Origin of the sequence: Acuticoccus yangtzensis (assembly GCF_001927245.1) — a bacterium.
GTDB classification, from domain to species: domain Bacteria; phylum Pseudomonadota; class Alphaproteobacteria; order Rhizobiales; family Amorphaceae; genus Acuticoccus; species Acuticoccus yangtzensis.
In genome coordinates this window covers 74,390-88,105 of record NZ_MJUX01000013.1, presented here as the reverse complement: position 1 = coordinate 88,105, position 13,716 = coordinate 74,390, and the positions used below count along the sequence as shown (strand labels likewise).

General features: G+C 66.2%; 15 protein-coding genes and 1 pseudogene. 11 read left to right on the top strand and 5 right to left on the bottom strand.

The genetic code is table 11. The features are described 5' to 3' along the window. Positions 1 to 425: 425 nt before the first annotated feature. Together BIX52_RS21430 and BIX52_RS21425 are read right to left on the bottom strand one after the other, a co-directional pair. On the bottom strand, positions 426 to 674 hold the full coding sequence (locus BIX52_RS21430; RefSeq protein ID WP_075223147.1) for a hypothetical protein: 249 nt from the start codon (positions 672 to 674) through the stop codon (positions 426 to 428). Positions 675 to 733: 59 nt separating this feature from the next. Beyond that, on the bottom strand, positions 734 to 1,306 hold the full coding sequence (locus BIX52_RS21425; protein WP_075223146.1) for a hypothetical protein: 573 nt from the start codon (positions 1,304 to 1,306) through the stop codon (positions 734 to 736). Positions 1,307 to 1,636: 330 nt separating this feature from the next. Here BIX52_RS21425 and BIX52_RS21420 point away from each other — a divergent pair, with 330 nt between their 5' ends. Further along, a complete protein-coding gene (locus BIX52_RS21420; protein WP_075223145.1) occupies positions 1,637 to 3,934 on the top strand; it encodes an AAA family ATPase in 2,298 nt (765 codons plus the stop codon). A gap of 27 nt (positions 3,935 to 3,961) precedes the next feature. On the opposite strand, the gene BIX52_RS21415 is transcribed toward BIX52_RS21420, so the two are convergent. Together BIX52_RS21415 and BIX52_RS21410 are read right to left on the bottom strand one after the other, a co-directional pair. After that, positions 3,962 to 5,062, bottom strand: a complete 1,101-nt coding sequence (locus BIX52_RS21415) for a restriction endonuclease, SacI family (protein WP_075223144.1) — start codon at positions 5,060 to 5,062, stop codon at positions 3,962 to 3,964. Next, positions 5,059 to 5,304 carry a helix-turn-helix domain-containing protein gene (locus BIX52_RS21410; RefSeq protein ID WP_075223143.1) on the bottom strand — a complete coding sequence of 82 codons (246 nt, stop codon included), beginning with the start codon at positions 5,302 to 5,304 and terminating at the stop codon, positions 5,059 to 5,061. Before BIX52_RS21410 ends, BIX52_RS21415 begins: the two co-directional genes overlap by 4 nt. Before the next feature lie 111 nt (positions 5,305 to 5,415). Here BIX52_RS21410 and BIX52_RS21405 point away from each other — a divergent pair, with 111 nt between their 5' ends. Further along, positions 5,416 to 6,609 (top strand): DNA cytosine methyltransferase, encoded by a 1,194-nt coding sequence (locus tag BIX52_RS21405; RefSeq protein ID WP_075223142.1) that lies wholly within the window; start codon positions 5,416 to 5,418, stop codon positions 6,607 to 6,609. Here the strand turns inward: BIX52_RS21405 and BIX52_RS21400 are convergent. Further along, on the bottom strand, positions 6,582 to 6,998 hold the full coding sequence (locus tag BIX52_RS21400) for a very short patch repair endonuclease (protein ID WP_075223141.1): 417 nt from the start codon (positions 6,996 to 6,998) through the stop codon (positions 6,582 to 6,584). The genes BIX52_RS21405 and BIX52_RS21400 overlap by 28 nt on opposite strands. 689 nt (positions 6,999 to 7,687) lie before the next feature. Between BIX52_RS21400 and BIX52_RS21395 the strand changes: the two genes are divergently transcribed. From BIX52_RS21395 to BIX52_RS21355, 9 genes and pseudogenes are all read left to right on the top strand, one after another. After that, positions 7,688 to 8,053 (top strand): cation diffusion facilitator family transporter, encoded by a 366-nt coding sequence (locus tag BIX52_RS21395; RefSeq protein WP_139312840.1) that lies wholly within the window; start codon positions 7,688 to 7,690, stop codon positions 8,051 to 8,053. Between the two features lie 52 nt (positions 8,054 to 8,105). Next, on the top strand, positions 8,106 to 8,489 hold the full coding sequence (locus BIX52_RS21390) for a hypothetical protein (protein ID WP_075223139.1): 384 nt from the start codon (positions 8,106 to 8,108) through the stop codon (positions 8,487 to 8,489). 178 nt (positions 8,490 to 8,667) lie between these two features. Further along, positions 8,668 to 9,027, top strand: a complete 360-nt coding sequence (locus BIX52_RS22610) for a multicopper oxidase domain-containing protein (RefSeq protein WP_083660656.1) — start codon at positions 8,668 to 8,670, stop codon at positions 9,025 to 9,027. Beyond that, positions 9,024 to 9,571: pseudogene (locus tag BIX52_RS21380) on the top strand (L,D-transpeptidase). The gene BIX52_RS22610 and the pseudogene BIX52_RS21380 overlap by 4 nt, the downstream one beginning before the upstream one ends. 15 nt (positions 9,572 to 9,586) lie before the next feature. Then, the gene (locus BIX52_RS21375) at positions 9,587 to 10,057 is read left to right on the top strand and encodes a DUF411 domain-containing protein (RefSeq protein WP_075223137.1); all 471 of its coding nucleotides are present in this window, start codon (positions 9,587 to 9,589) and stop codon (positions 10,055 to 10,057) included. 2 nt (positions 10,058 to 10,059) lie between these two features. Beyond that, a complete protein-coding gene (locus BIX52_RS21370) occupies positions 10,060 to 10,737 on the top strand; it encodes a L,D-transpeptidase (protein ID WP_075223136.1) in 678 nt (225 codons plus the stop codon). Beyond that, positions 10,737 to 11,222, top strand: coding sequence for a c-type cytochrome (locus tag BIX52_RS21365; RefSeq protein ID WP_075223135.1), 486 nt, complete (start codon positions 10,737 to 10,739; stop codon positions 11,220 to 11,222). The genes BIX52_RS21370 and BIX52_RS21365 overlap by 1 nt, the downstream gene beginning before the upstream one ends. Next, positions 11,219 to 13,351, top strand: a complete 2,133-nt coding sequence (locus BIX52_RS21360; protein ID WP_083660654.1) for a protein-disulfide reductase DsbD family protein — start codon at positions 11,219 to 11,221, stop codon at positions 13,349 to 13,351. The genes BIX52_RS21365 and BIX52_RS21360 overlap by 4 nt, the downstream gene beginning before the upstream one ends. Before the next feature lie 52 nt (positions 13,352 to 13,403). Beyond that, positions 13,404 to 13,601, top strand: coding sequence for a hypothetical protein (locus BIX52_RS21355; RefSeq protein WP_157956295.1), 198 nt, complete (start codon positions 13,404 to 13,406; stop codon positions 13,599 to 13,601). Positions 13,602 to 13,716: the final 115 nt, after the last annotated feature.

Sequence of the window (13,716 nt, the reverse complement as noted above, 5' to 3'; positions counted from 1 at the left end):
CTCCCGGCGAGGGCAGGAGGGGGTGCCACGCAAGCTCGCGCGCAGCGTCCCGAAGGGGGCGGGGGGAGGGGGATCACCCGGCCACGCAGCGCGGCCGTCAGGCCGTGACCGTGGTTGGGGACGCCCCCCGCCAGCTGCGCGCGAGCTTGCGTGGGGGAACCGGCGGTTCCCCCTGCGCCAAAGGGATCGTGACCCGAATGGGCCGAGACTGAGGGGGAAGGGCGACCATGCAGCCCGCGGCGGGTGGCGGCTCGGAGAGACGCCGCACGGCGCCCCTGGGCTGCAGGGAGAACGCCCCGCTCAGGCTCGGGGAGGCCCGTTCACGGGCCGAGTAGAGCCCGGTCCCGCGTGCGGGATTGGCCCGGCCGGCTCATAGCAACTCGGCTCGTCTGATGAAGCCCTTGATCAGCGGAGGGCGGCGCCGATCACTGCGCCGGACGGCGATCGCGAATGACGGCTTCATCGCCGAAATAGCCGATCCAACGATCAAAGATCACGCGGGCCTCGTCCTGGGCGCGCCGTGCCTCGTCGTCCAGGCACTGCATGTAATCCTCGATGCCTTCCATGTACGCCGCGTACTCATCATTGATGAAGGCGCGCAGCTTCGGGTCGTTCCTCGGCGGGGCGTAGGGGTAGGGCTCGGCCGGCGGCAGGCAGGCCTGGCCGAAGGCCATGCCCGCCTCTAGCAGGCTGACCCCTACAGCAACGACGAGACGGCCGAGGGCAGCCCTCATCAGTAGGTGATGACGTTGACGACGCCCCCGCCGTATCGAGCGCCGGTGTTCCACTGCTGCCAGCCCGGCGAATAGGCCGCGTCGGTCCCAGGCTCGACGACGATGTGGGTCCGCAACGTGTGCCGCTCCGGCGCCGACTTGCCGAAATAGACGGTCGTCCCGTCGTCGCCCGCACCGTAGCTGATGGAGGAGGTGTAGCAGAAGGCGCGGACTTCAGTCCGGTAGTCCTCGTTCCGCACCTCGTGATGGAGCTGCTTATCCTCGGGGCAGGAGAACGCCTCGGGCGAGGTCGGGGAAAGCCAACCATAGTCCACGTCGTAGTTGTCGTACGGCGTGCCGTCGCTCATGAGGCACAGCCCGATCGGCGACTTCGGCGGGACCGACGTGATGCGGTCGATCATGTGCTCAAAGGCGTCGGCACACCCGGCCGGAAAGCCGCCGGCGAGGCACAGGATAAGCTTGCAGTCGATGTCATAGGCGCTGGCGGCCTGAGCCGTCGGGGCGGGGAGGGTGGCCGCACCGATCGCCAGCACGGCGGATCCGATGACGGGCCAGCGGGAGGAGTGTTTCATCAAGCAGACTCACGTAGCCGCAGCGCGAGCGATTCATCACATATTGCTGCAATTTTGAACTATAGATTACATTTTAAATCTGACGAAAATGCGATGCCCACGAGCTGGGCAGCAGACGCTCAGGCGTGTGAATTCAATGCCGAAAGGAGCTGAAGCGCCGGTGGTGAAGCTACGTCGGATCGACGCGCCGAATGAGCCGGAACCGGCCGAGCGTCAGCTGGTACAGAATGAGCGGCGGCGGGCGTTTCGCGGAGGGGATGTGCAACAATAGTGCGGATTGCGTGACGGTTCAGGTCGACATGCCCCGCCATTCATGACAATCGTCAATTTATGATTGAATGCATCAAGCTAATTCGCAATGTAGGTCAATTCGACAACGTCAGTTCCGGCGCTCAGCTGCCATTCGGGCCATTCACGCTGATCTATGCTGAGAATGGGCGAGGCAAGACGACACTGGCAGCCATTTTCCGGTCGCTGGGTAGCGGTCTCGCGACCCCCATCAGCGAGCGGCATCGAGTCGGGGCCACCCATCCGCCTTCGGTCGTTATCAAAGGCAGCGGGCCTGCGCCGTTTCGCTATGAGAATGGTCAGTGGACGCAGACCCTGCCGGTGATCGCCGTATTTGATGACGTGTTCGTCGCCGAGAATGTTTGCTCGGGCATCGAGATTGCGAGCGGTCACCGCCAGAAGCTGCATGAGCTGATTATCGGCACCGAAGGTGTGGCCCTCTACACCGCCATGCAGGCGAGCATAGAGAAAATCGAGACACATAATCAGGAGTTGCGTCGACGTGGTGAGGCAATCCCGCCGTCGGCACGGGGCAATCTGAGCGTCGACGAATTTTGCAAGCTGAAGCCCCGAGCGGACGTCGATGCGGCCATCACGGACGTCGAGAAGGCCTTGGCGGCCGCGCGCTCGGCCGAAGCGGTCAGCAAGGCGCTGACCTTCCGGCCACTATCGCTGCCCGCTTTCGATCTGGACGCGCTGGCTGCATTGCTTCAGCGGGATCTTCCCGGTCTCGATGCGGAAGCCGTATCTGTAGTGCAGGCGCATATGGCCCGGCTTGGCGGAGACGGCGAACGCTGGGTGTCCGCGGGCATGGGCTTCGCTAACCAGCTGGAGCAAGAGTCTGGCAGCCCGTGCCCCTTCTGCGCGCAGGATCTCGCTGGATCGACCATTTTAGCCCACTACCGAGCCTATTTCGGCGCTGCCTATGCGGAGCTGAAGGAGACGATATCGGCTGCGCTGCGCACCCTGCAACGCGAGCATGGCGCCGAGATCCAGACGGCATTTGAGCGTGCAGTCCGTCAGGCCGGCGAGGTACGCGAATTCTGGAAGGCCTTCGCGGAGGTGCCGCCGATCGAGGTCGACACGGCCGAGGTCGCGCGTCGCTGGAAGCGAGCACGTGAGGCCATAGAGGCGGCATTGCGCAGCAAGCAGGCCTCTCCGCTTGAGGCGATGCCGCTGGGGGACGAAATCCTCCGCGCGGTCGCTGATTTTCACGAGGCGCAGGCAGCTGTTGCGGCTTTGTCCGACCACCTACAGGAGGTGAACGCGACGATCGCGCTCGTCAAGGAGCGCACCGCGGCCGCCGACGCGCGGGTGCTGGAACAGGATCTGACAAAGCTCCGGTCAACCGCTGCCCGCCACGAACCAGCAGTAAGCGCGCTGTGTGCGGCATATCTAGAGGAGCAGGCTGCGAAGAAGACGACGGAAACGGTCCGGAAGCAGGCGCGAACCGCCCTCGACCAGTACCGGACCGACGTGTTTCCACAGTATGAGACGGCCGTAAATGACTATCTGCGGCGACTGAATGCTAGCTTCCGACTGAGCAAGGTCAACTCGGTCAACAACCGCGGTGGCTCGTCTTGTTCTTATGTGCTGTCGATTGGCGCGGGTGAAGTGCCGTTAATCGACGAGGAAGGCCAGCCATCATTCCGTAGCGCGCTCAGCGCCGGCGATCGCAATACCCTGGCCCTTGCCTTCTTCTTCGCCTCGCTCGACCGCCATCCGCAAAAGGCCGATGCCGTCGTAATCATCGATGATCCGATGACCAGCCTTGATGAGCATCGGTCCCTTGCCACCATTCAGGAAATCCGCCAGCTGGCCCGCTCCGTGCGCCAGCTGATCGTGATGTCGCACGCAAAGCCGTTCCTGTTCGAGATCCACAAGCCGATCCGCAACAGCTGCTCCAGTTTGAAGGTTCGGCGCGACGGCAGCACCGGCTCGACGCTTGATGGCTGGAATGTGAGCGCAGACTGCATCACGGAACATGATCTGCGCTTCGGCGAGGTCTACGCCTATATCCACGGCGGTGGGCGGACCTACGACGATCGGACAGTCGCGACGGCGCTACGGCCCATTCTCGAAACATTCCTGCGGGTTGCCTATCCGAACCGATTTCACCCGGAAATGCTGATTGGCCCGTTCGTCGAACTCTGTCGTCAGAAGCTCAGTTCGCCGGATGAGATCCTGTCAGCCGCTGATATCTCGGAACTCGATGCGCTGCGCGAATATGTAAACCGCTTCCACCACGACACCAATTCCGCGTGGCAGACGGCGGACGTCAATGATTCAGAGCTTCTGCACTTCGCGCAGCGAACCATCGATTTCGCGCGCCGCGCATAGGGCTTAGGCTGGCTGGCTGGCGATACTCTATTGCTGCAGCTCCTCTAGAAGCCGCTTCCATAGCTCAAGTGCCTCTGGCGTCGCTTCAAGGTCGATCAGCCGCTGCTCGACGCGGCCGGGGAGGGCTGCCGTGGCAGACAGGGTCGAGGTTTCCGCCCATACGAGCACCTCCCGGATCAGGTCCGCCCAGCTGCTGTAGAGGCTGAGCGCCACCCCGCGGTCAGCGCCCCAGGCCTGCGCCTGCTCTAGAAGGCTTACCGGGGGGCTTGGAGCGATCGCGACCATGATCGCCTCCTCAACGCCAGCCTGCTGGCATTTGGACATCAGGTGATAGAGATCCTCGCGACTGACGGGCTTGTCGCGCACCTCGAACACCCGCTCCCATCCGTCTCCGCTGCGGCGTCGAATATTCACGTCGGCTGGCGCATCGCGGGACGGATCATTGATCCGGGAGACGTCGACCCGCTCGGACGAAGCAAACACATCCATCAGGGCCGCCACCACCGCTTGCGCACGCTTACCGCCCTCTGAGGTCGCTCCGACCAAGCCTTCGACGGCGGTGACGAGATCCGGGACGCTGATAGCCATATCGTCGCCGATTACGCGCGCATAGCGGGTGCCATAGCGACGCCTGACGTCGATGAAGGCCCGCAGCGCCGCCCTGGCCTCGTCCTCGGACGCGTCTTGCAGCCGATCCAGCAGATCGCAGAGAGCGTTCAGAACTCCCTGTGCGGTCGAGCGCACCGGCGCCTCGCGCGTCAGTCGATCAATCCGGAAATAGGGCTGGTTGTTAAGCGGCTCCCGCCCGGTAACCCCGAGATGGATATCCAGCTCCGGGGCGTTTGTAGCGAGCACATGCTGGCAGAGGCTTCGTGCCGCGTAGCCGTTCGGCCCTGAGGAGACTTTGACGGAAAAGACGTCAATCTGCGGCGCGGTGCATTTGGCGAGGATGGCGGTGCCGAGGAAGGCGATATGCGTGAGCGCGTTGCTCTCCTCGGCCAGCTTGCTGATGGCCTCGATTGGCCGCATCCAGCGGCGATCCACGTGGCCGGCGGCAGCTTTGGCCGCCTCCTCATAGAGGATCATCCGCGCGCGCGACTGATCGATTGTGGAGCGCCCGGCGATCATTCGGTCTCGCGTATCTCGTCATCATCAGGCACCAGCTCGAGCAGCTCGCCGGGCGTGCAACGCAGAGCGCGGCAGATGCGTGCGATGGCGCGAAGGCTGGCATTGTAGTCGCGTCGGGAGGCAAGCGAGTCCAGCGTCGCCCGCGAGAGCCCGGTGCGCGCCGCGAGATCCTCATGCGTCACGCGCTCGCCGGTACGGGCCTCGTAGGCATCAATGGCGCGACGCAAGTGGATGACGATCACCGCCCCTCCAGAATTGTATTGACAATACAAAATATCTCCGCATAGATAGACTACGAATGTATTGAGGTGGAGTATGCTCCGCTGGAGAGAGGTTAACAACGACTTAATGCAATGCTGAACGTCATCTCGCTCTACACTGGTGTTGGCGGCCTGGATTACGGATTCAAGGCGGCAGGTTTTCACACATCGGCTGCTGTCGAGCTGGATGCCGCTTGCTGTCGGAATCTCCGCGCCAATCGTTCCGGGCCGGTGCTGGAAGAAGACATCCATTTAGTTTCCTCTGACGCGATCCTCTCCGCTGCCAATCTTCGGGCAGGGGAGGCCGACGTACTGATTGGCGGGCCTCCCTGCCAGCCCTTCTCAAAATCCGGCTATTGGGCGCGCGGCGACGCGATGCGGCTCGACGATCCGCGCGCAGACACGCTGACCGCCTATCTGCGCGTGCTGCGCGATGTGCAGCCCCGCGCATTCCTGCTCGAGAATGTCCCCGGCCTTGCCTTTAAGGGCAAGGATGAGGGCCTTGAGCGGGTGTTGGCCGGGCTACGGGAGATCAACGAGACGACAGGCACCGCCTACAAGCCCTACTGGAAGGTCGTGAACGCAGCCGACTATGGCACCCCCCAGATGCGCGAGCGTCTGGTCATTGTCGCCGCACGTGATGGCAGCCCCTTCGCCTTTCCGAAGGCGAAGTTCGGCGAGGGCCTCAAGGCCTATCGCACGACATGGGACGCGCTCGGCGACCTACCGGAGCAGCCCAATGAGCCTGGCCTTCAGATGACCGGCAAATGGGCCGACCTGCTGCCGACGATCCCGGAGGGCCAAAACTATCTCTGGCATACTGATCGGGGCGGCGGGCAACCGCTGTTCGGCTGGCGTCGCCGCTATTGGAATTTCCTGCTGAAGCTCGCCAAGGATCGCCCGGCCTGGACCATTCAGGCGCAGCCGGGATCGGCGACGGGGCCGTTCCACTGGCGCAACCGTAAGCTCTCCATGCGCGAGCTGTGCCGGCTACAGACCTTCCCGGATGATGTGAGCCTGATCGGAAGCCGCGGCGATATCCAGCGCATGGTTGGCAACGCCGTGCCGTCCCTGCTGGCCGAGGTGATGGCGTGGGAGATCCGAGTGCAGCTCCTCGCCGCCGGGCGGCGGCCGCGTGCCTACAAGCTTCTGCCGACCGCGCGGGGCCGTGCCCCGGCGCCGGAGGCCGTCCGCCCGCTCCCTGCGAAGTTCCGCCCGCTGATCGGCACGCACGAGGCGCACCCCGGAAACGGTCGCGGCTATGGCGCGCTCGGCCGGGCTGCGTGAGCAACGCGCGGCGGACCGAGAAACGCCGTAAGACGGGACGCCAGCTCTTTGCGATCGGTCGTCTCGCACTCCCAGACCAACATGACCTGCCAGCCGTCCCGCTCGAGCGCGGCGAGATGCTCGGCATCGCGGGCGCGAGTGCGCTGCATCTTCGGCGCCCAATAGCGAGTGTTCGAGCGGGGCGCGCCCTTCTTCAGCGTGCAGCTCTCAGCGTCATGCTGGTGCCAAAAGCACCCATGAACGAAAATAACGCGGCGGCGGCGCGGAAAAGACAGATCAGGCGTTCCAGGAAGGTGCCGGTCATGAACGCGGTAGCGGTAGCCCATCGCATGCAGCATCCGGCGCACGATCAGCTCTGGCCCAGTGTCCTTTCCGCGGATCGCCCGCATAATGCGGCTGCGGCTTGGCGTGGGCGGAGTAGGATGCTGCGTGATCGCCGCTCCAGTAGATTTCAACGCGTGTGGTCCTCAATCTTGCTGCCGTCTTCTGTCAGCCACGGGAAAGTCGGAAAACGGTAAAATTGCGGAAAACCCGGAAGGTGGTCACCGAAACGCGACCTTCGCCCTTGGACGCCGCGCAGCTCTAGACTTGCTGACCAATCGAGGGCGGAAAGACTACTGTCGTCGTAGAGTTATTCTCCCGGCGGTATTGAGCCCGCGATGCCAGTTCCGGTTAGTCCAGCAAACTCCTTCCAACCACATTTCTTTGCCTTGCCGTTCGACGCATAGATTCGCGGCACCGTCATGAGAGTCGCTATCCGTCGCTTCGGGTAGTTTCGTCATGTTCTTATAGAGATAATGTAGCGTGACAGAGCCGTCTTCAACATCACGCGTTGCCCACCCAAAAACCGTCTTCGAGGTTGAGTAGCGGTCGTCCGAAGCCAAATTTATCCTGATATGAAATAGGCGCGCGATAATCGTAACGGTCGCGGGAACAGGCGCGAGCGCGACGGGTGCACCACCCGGATGGACACGTTGCTGGATGGCCGGCCAATTGGATTCCCGAGTGGCTTTCCACTGTCCCTCGATCGGCGGAAACCAATTGCGAGCGACTGGAAGGCTGCAGAGAGCTGCAAAGATTGATGCTCGCGGGTCGGTTCTACGGCTGGCTGTGGGTCGATCCGCTGATGGGCATCGTCGGCGGCCTCGTCATCGCCCGATGGTCCTGGAGCCTCATGCGCGGCGCGGGCGCGGTTCTCCTCGAAACCGTGCCCGATCCCGCGGTGGCGGCACGCATCAAGGAGACGATCGAGGCGGACGGCGATCGCGTCGCCGACCTTCACCTGTGGCGCGTCGGGCCCGACCACATGGCGGCGATCGTCTCGCTCGTCTCCGACCGCCCGCGTGATCCCGCGCACTACAAGGCCGTCCTGAACGACGTCATCCCGCTCTCGCACCTAACCGTGGAGGTGCATCGCTGCGCACCGCTTCGAGAGGCAGCATGAGAGATGTCGAATCGTTGACCTTCCTGCTCGCTCCGCATACCCTAGTACGGTAATGCGTACACTCTTCGCCATTGTCGCCTTGCTCATGGGGGTCGTCGCCGGCCAGACGGTGAGCATGATGGACGTGCCGGTCGAGCACCTCACGCTGACCAGCATGGAAAGCGCGTCCCATGCGACCAACGCTGCAACGACGCATGCGGTTGGCACCCAAGCCGCGATGATGGACTGCGCGGGCTGCGCGGATGAAGACGAGAACCTGGAGCCGTGCGTCGGCCCGTCGACCAGCTGCGGAGTCGGCCTCATCGGCCTTCTCCAGCCGGAAAAGTCGGCCGTGCGGATCGACGGTCTCGCTCATGCCAACGTGCTCGCTGCGGAGCGCGCGGTGAGCGGGCTCGCGCTGGGCGTCGACACGCCACCTCCTCGAACGCTGGCCTGAGCGCCGCGGGCTTCGGCGTGCAAGACTCCGCCGCTCAAGCGGAGCCGCAAGCCGTCGCGTCTTCGAGTTGGCCTTCGCAATCGCGAAGGCTCGAGAAGAGCGGCGGCGAAGCCGGTCGTTGGGTTCTTCGGTCCGATCCGGGCATCCTTCTCGATCCTCGTCGTATCAGGTTCGATCCATGCACCAACGCCTCACCCGGCGTGGGCTTCTCGTCGGCGCAAGCGCGCTGGCAGGAGCCGCTGCTCTGCCCCACCTCGCCCGCGCCACCACGCCTCCGGCCCTCGTCACCGCAGCGCCGTCCCGCCAGGCGCTCTCAGCTCTCAGTGCCACCACGATCGTGGACACCTGGAGCTACAACGGCTCCGTTCCCGGTTCGCTGCTGCGCTATCGCCGCGGCGATCGTCTCGACGTCCTCTTTGAGAACCGCCTGCCCGAGCCGAGCGCGGTGCACTGGCACGGCCTGCGCCCGCCCAACATGATCGAGCACCAGGCTGGCGGGATGATGACCTACCTGACGGTCGAAGGAGAGCGCGCATGATCGGGCTCTCCAGGCGCGCCTTCATCGTCGGGCTCGGAGCCGTCGCCGCCGCTCCGGGCGCGGCGCTCGCCCATCCGCATCCGGTCGCCGCGCCACGCGTCGTAGGCTTCCGCACCCGCGCAGCGCCCGGCTCCATCGTCGTACGCACGGCTGAGCGCCGGCTCTACTTCGTGCTCGGCCGCGGGCAGGCGGTGGAGTACGTGATCGGCGTCGGGCGGGCAGGGCGCTCGTTCCGCGGCAGCGGCACCATCGCCCGCAAGGCCAAGTGGCCGCGCTGGACGCCGACGCGCAACATGATCCGCCGCGAACCGCACAAGTACGCGCGCTTCGCCGGCGGCGTTCCCGGCGGCCCGGGCAATCCGCTCGGTGCCCGTTGCTCTACCTCTATCGCGGCGGGCGGGACACCATGTACCGCATCCACGGCACCAGCGACCCGTCGAGTGTCGGCCGGGCCGTCTCCAACGGCTGCATCCGCCTCCTCAACGCCCACGTCGAAGATCTTTACGACCGCACGCGCATCGGCGCGCGCGTCTATGTCCAGTAGCTCGGAGTTGAAGCCATGAAGACCCTCCAAATGATCGCCCTTGCCGCGGCGCTCTCTCTTCCAGTGATGGCGGCCATGTCGCGAGCCGTGCAGGCGGAGCCGCGGGACCACACGATGCATGTCTACAAGACCCCGTGGTGCGGCTGCTGCACCGCGTGGGCCGAGCACATGGGTCGCCTGGGCTACAAGTTCGAGATCACCGAGCTCAAGGACCTTGCCCCCGTGCGCAAGCAGGCCGGCGTGCCGGACGAAGTGCAGGGCTGCCACACCGCCGCGGTGGGCGGCTACGCCATCGAGGGGCACGTCCCGCCCGAGGCTATCGACAAGCTTTTGTCCGAGCGGCCCAAGATTAGAGGCATCGCGGTGCCCGGCATGCCCATGGGCTCGGTGGGGATGGGGAACGATCCAGGCGCGCGGTACGACGTGATCACGTTCGGCGCGGGCACGGCCGAAGGGTCCACGGTGTACTACCAGGCGGGCCGCTGACCATGCTCGCCCGCAGGACGTTCCTTCTGGGCAGCGGCGCCGCGCTCCTCGGCGGCTGCACGGTCACCGAGACGCCGTCGCCGCAGCTCGCCTCGTCGGCGAGACCTGTTGTCCCACCGGTTTACCGGGCCATGTATGGCCCGCGCCCGGACGAGCGCTTCCCCATCCCTGCGGTCGACCTTTCCAAGGTCGATCCGCGGTACTGGCGCCGCGAGGTCCCGGACCCCACAGGCGAGCGGCCCGGCACCGTCGTCGTGGATACCGGCACCTTTTATCTCTACTGGACCATGGAGGGCGGCCGAGCGATGCGCTACGGCGTCGGCCTCGGTCGCGAAGGGTTCGGCTGGGACGGTCGCGCGCGCATCCCGTTCAAGCGCAAGTGGCCCACCTGGACGCCCCCTGCCGAGATGATCGCCCGTGAGCCCGAGCTGGAACAGTACCGTGATGGCATGGAGCCAGGGCTGGACAACCCGCTGGGTGCCCGCGCGCTCTACCTCTTCGAGGGGAGGGTGGACACGCTCTACCGCCTGCACGGCACGCAGGAGGCGTACTCCATCGGCCGCGCGGTCTCCTCGGGCTGCGTGCGCCTTCTCAACCAGGACATCATCGACCTCTATGACCGCGTGCCTAACGGCACGCGTGTCGTGGTGCGCCCGCCGAGCGCGCCGCTGCTCGGCTGATGGTTCGCCGACGGCCTCTCCTCCTCGCCGGTGCGAGCGCAGCGCTTGGCCTTGCGGGCGTCGCCGCGGTCGCTCTGTGGCCGCGCGCGCTGGAGCCGTCCACGACGCTTCTGCCGGACGATCCGCAGGTCGTGGCCTTGGGCGAGACGGTCTACGCTGCCCAATGCGCCGCCTGCCACGGCGCGAACCTCGAAGGGCAGCCGAACTGGCGTGAGCGGGGTCCCGACGGACGCTTGCCCGCGCCGCCGCACGACGAGACCGGCCACACCTGGCACCACCCCGACGCGCTGCTGTTCGAGCTGACCAAGGAGGGTCCGCCGAAGGAGATGGGCAACGGCGAGCCGTACCTGTCCAACATGCCCGCTTATGAAGGTGTGCTGAGCGACGAGGAGATCGTCACGGTCCTATCCTACATCAAGAGCCGCTGGCCGGCCGAGGTGCGCGAGCGCCACGACGCGCTGAACGCGCAGATGGCCGTGCAGTGATAGGCCGGCTCGCGTCGGCCCTTATCGCCGCCATCGCGGCGCTTGGGCTCGCCCAGGAGGTTCATGCGGCGACCTCCTGGCAGGAGAACACGAACAGCGCGGCGCGGCTGCATCTCGCTTCGGTAGGTGGGGAGCTGGTCGCGGGACTGGAGGTCAGGCTCGAGCCCGGCTGGAAGACCTACTGGCGCTCCGCGGGGTCGACGGGCTTGCCGCCCGTCATCGACGTCGAGGGTTCCGAGAACGTCGTCGCGGCCGAACTCTCGTATCCCGCGCCGGAGCGCTTCGTCGCCTTCGGCATCGCAGCGCTCGGTTACGCCGACGAGGTGACCTTCCCGCTGGCCGTGGAGCGCGCCGATCCTTCGCGAGGCGGCCGGCTGACGCTCGCCGCCGATCTCCTCGTCTGCGGCACGGTCTGCATCCCCGAACGCTATCAGTTCGACGTGGCGTTCCCGGCCGACGTGGCGTTCCTTCCGCCGGCCCACTCGACCCCGATCGCCGACGCTTTGGCGAGGGTCCCCGTGCCGGCTGCGGACCGAGGCGTCGGGCTCTCGCGCCTGGCCGCGACGCCGGACGGTGCGCTGAGGGTTGACCTCGAAACGTCCGCGGACGCGCCTGCGGGCCTTTCCGGCGCGCTCCTCGTCGCCGAGGTCGAGGCGGCGGACCCCCTCATGGGTCTCCTGCGCGAGGAGCCGAGCGGGCTTCTGAGCGCGACCCTCGCGGCGTCGCAACCGGTGTCGACGGACACGCCCGTGCGTCTCACCATCGTCGGCGAGGGATCGCCGCTGGACCTCTCCGGAACCGTCGCCGAAGGTCTCGTTCCCGCGTCGCAGATCACCCAATGGAACGACACGGGCTCGGAGACCGCGGGAACAGCGCCGGTCGCTCGGGACGGCGCTCCTTCCAGGCCCGCCGCGAGCGCGTGGCTCATCCTCGGCTTCGCTTTTCTGGGTGGGCTGATCCTCAATGTCATGCCATGCGTGCTGCCGGTGCTGTCGATCAAGCTCGCGGCGATGAGCCGTGCCTCGGGGCTGGAGCGCCGTCAGCGACGGCTCGCCTTCGCCCTAACCGCCGGCGGAATCCTCGGCTTCATGGCCGTGCTGGCGCTGGCGCTCGGAGTGCTGAAGGCGCTCGGCCAGGACGTCTTCTGGGGCATGCAGTTCCAGGAGCCCGTCTTCGTAGGCGCGCTTCTCGCGATCGTCGCCCTCTTGACCCTGAACCTTGCCGGCGTGGTCGAGGTGCGCCTGCCGGCGACCTGGCAGAACAAGCTCGGCCAGTGGGGCCACGCGAGCGATGCGGCCGACGGGTTTCTGGTCGCGTTGATCGCGACCCCGTGCAGCGCACCCTTCCTCGGCACCGCGATCGGCTTCGGGCTCGGCGGTGGCGTTGGCGACCTCGCGCTGACCTTCGCTGCCCTCGGGCTCGGGTTCGCCTCGCCCTACCTCGTCGCCGCGGCGCTGCCCCGTGCGGTCATGCGACTGCCACGGCCGGGGCGGTGGATGGTCTGGGTGCAGCGCGGCCTCACGGTGCCCATGCTCCTCGTCGCCGCCTGGCTGGCTTCGGTGCTCATGGCGCAAGCCGGTCCCTGGGCGGTCGTCGCTGTGCTGACCGCCGTCGTCATTCCGATGATCGCGGCGAAGACTACGGGCACCCGCGCGGCAACCGCCGCCTTCGCCGTCATCGCGACGGCGTCGATCGTGCTCGCCGTGACGATCGAGCCGAGGACCGAGCGCACCGCGAAGGCCGTGGCGCCGGGATGGATGCCGTTCGACCGCGCGGCGATCGCCGCTCACGTGCGTGACGGCCGCGTCGTGTTCGTGGACGTGACGGCCGACTGGTGCATCACATGCGCCTACAACAAGGCCGTCGCGCTCGACCGGCCGCGCGTCGTCGAGGCGCTCGGCGCACCGGGCACGATCGCCATGCAGGCGGACTGGACCCTGCCGGACGAGGCCATCGCGGACTTCGTGAAGGCGAGGGGCCGCTACGGCATCCCGCTCAACGTGGCGTTCGGCCCCGCCCGGCCGGACGGCGTGACGCTCCCGGAACTCCTGACGGTGACGAACGTGCTCGCGGCGCTGGAGGAAGCCCGAGGCCGCAACCCCGACGCGCTCGCCGTGAACGAACCATAGGTGCCCGATGCTCCGAACAGCTCTTATTGTGTTTCTCGCGCTCGTGCCCGTCATGGCGCTCGGCGAAACCCTCACTGAGGCCGAGCGAGCCGAGGTCCGCGACCTCATCCGCCAGCATTTGATCGAGAACCCAGAAATCCTCGCCGAGGCGTTCGAAGTGCTTCAAGCGCGGCAGCAGAGCGCGCAAGCCGAGGCGCGGGCAGAGGCGCTTTCCGAACTCGCAGCGGCCGTCGCCGCGGTCGGCGGGTGAACCGGGTATCCCAGATGACGCGGAAGGCCGAGGTGGCCGTCGCGGGGGCCATGCGACCTAACCCCTTGTTGTCGCTGGCATGTCGCACTTGGAGATAGACTGCACCCTGCTACAC

Bases quoted from the DNA above. Each gene is read 5' to 3' on its own strand.
- BIX52_RS21430 (WP_075223147.1), bottom strand. From the start codon at position 674: ATGGCCTTCGGCCAGGCCTGCCTGCCGCCGGCCGAGCCCTACCCCTAC.
- BIX52_RS21425 (WP_075223146.1), bottom strand. From the start codon at position 1,306: ATGAAACACTCCTCCCGCTGGCCCGTCATCGGATCCGCCGTGCTGGCG.
- BIX52_RS21420 (WP_075223145.1), top strand. From the start codon at position 1,637: ATGATTGAATGCATCAAGCTAATTCGCAATGTAGGTCAATTCGACAAC.
- BIX52_RS21415 (WP_075223144.1), bottom strand. From the start codon at position 5,062: ATGATCGCCGGGCGCTCCACAATCGATCAGTCGCGCGCGCGGATGATC.
- BIX52_RS21405 (WP_075223142.1), top strand. From the start codon at position 5,416: ATGCTGAACGTCATCTCGCTCTACACTGGTGTTGGCGGCCTGGATTAC.
- BIX52_RS21400 (WP_075223141.1), bottom strand. From the start codon at position 6,998: ATGCGGGCGATCCGCGGAAAGGACACTGGGCCAGAGCTGATCGTGCGC.
- BIX52_RS21390 (WP_075223139.1), top strand. From the start codon at position 8,106: ATGCGTACACTCTTCGCCATTGTCGCCTTGCTCATGGGGGTCGTCGCC.
- BIX52_RS22610 (WP_083660656.1), top strand. From the start codon at position 8,668: ATGCACCAACGCCTCACCCGGCGTGGGCTTCTCGTCGGCGCAAGCGCG.
- BIX52_RS21375 (WP_075223137.1), top strand. From the start codon at position 9,587: ATGAAGACCCTCCAAATGATCGCCCTTGCCGCGGCGCTCTCTCTTCCA.
- BIX52_RS21370 (WP_075223136.1), top strand. From the start codon at position 10,060: ATGCTCGCCCGCAGGACGTTCCTTCTGGGCAGCGGCGCCGCGCTCCTC.
- BIX52_RS21365 (WP_075223135.1), top strand. From the start codon at position 10,737: ATGGTTCGCCGACGGCCTCTCCTCCTCGCCGGTGCGAGCGCAGCGCTT.
- BIX52_RS21355 (WP_157956295.1), top strand. From the start codon at position 13,404: ATGGCGCTCGGCGAAACCCTCACTGAGGCCGAGCGAGCCGAGGTCCGC.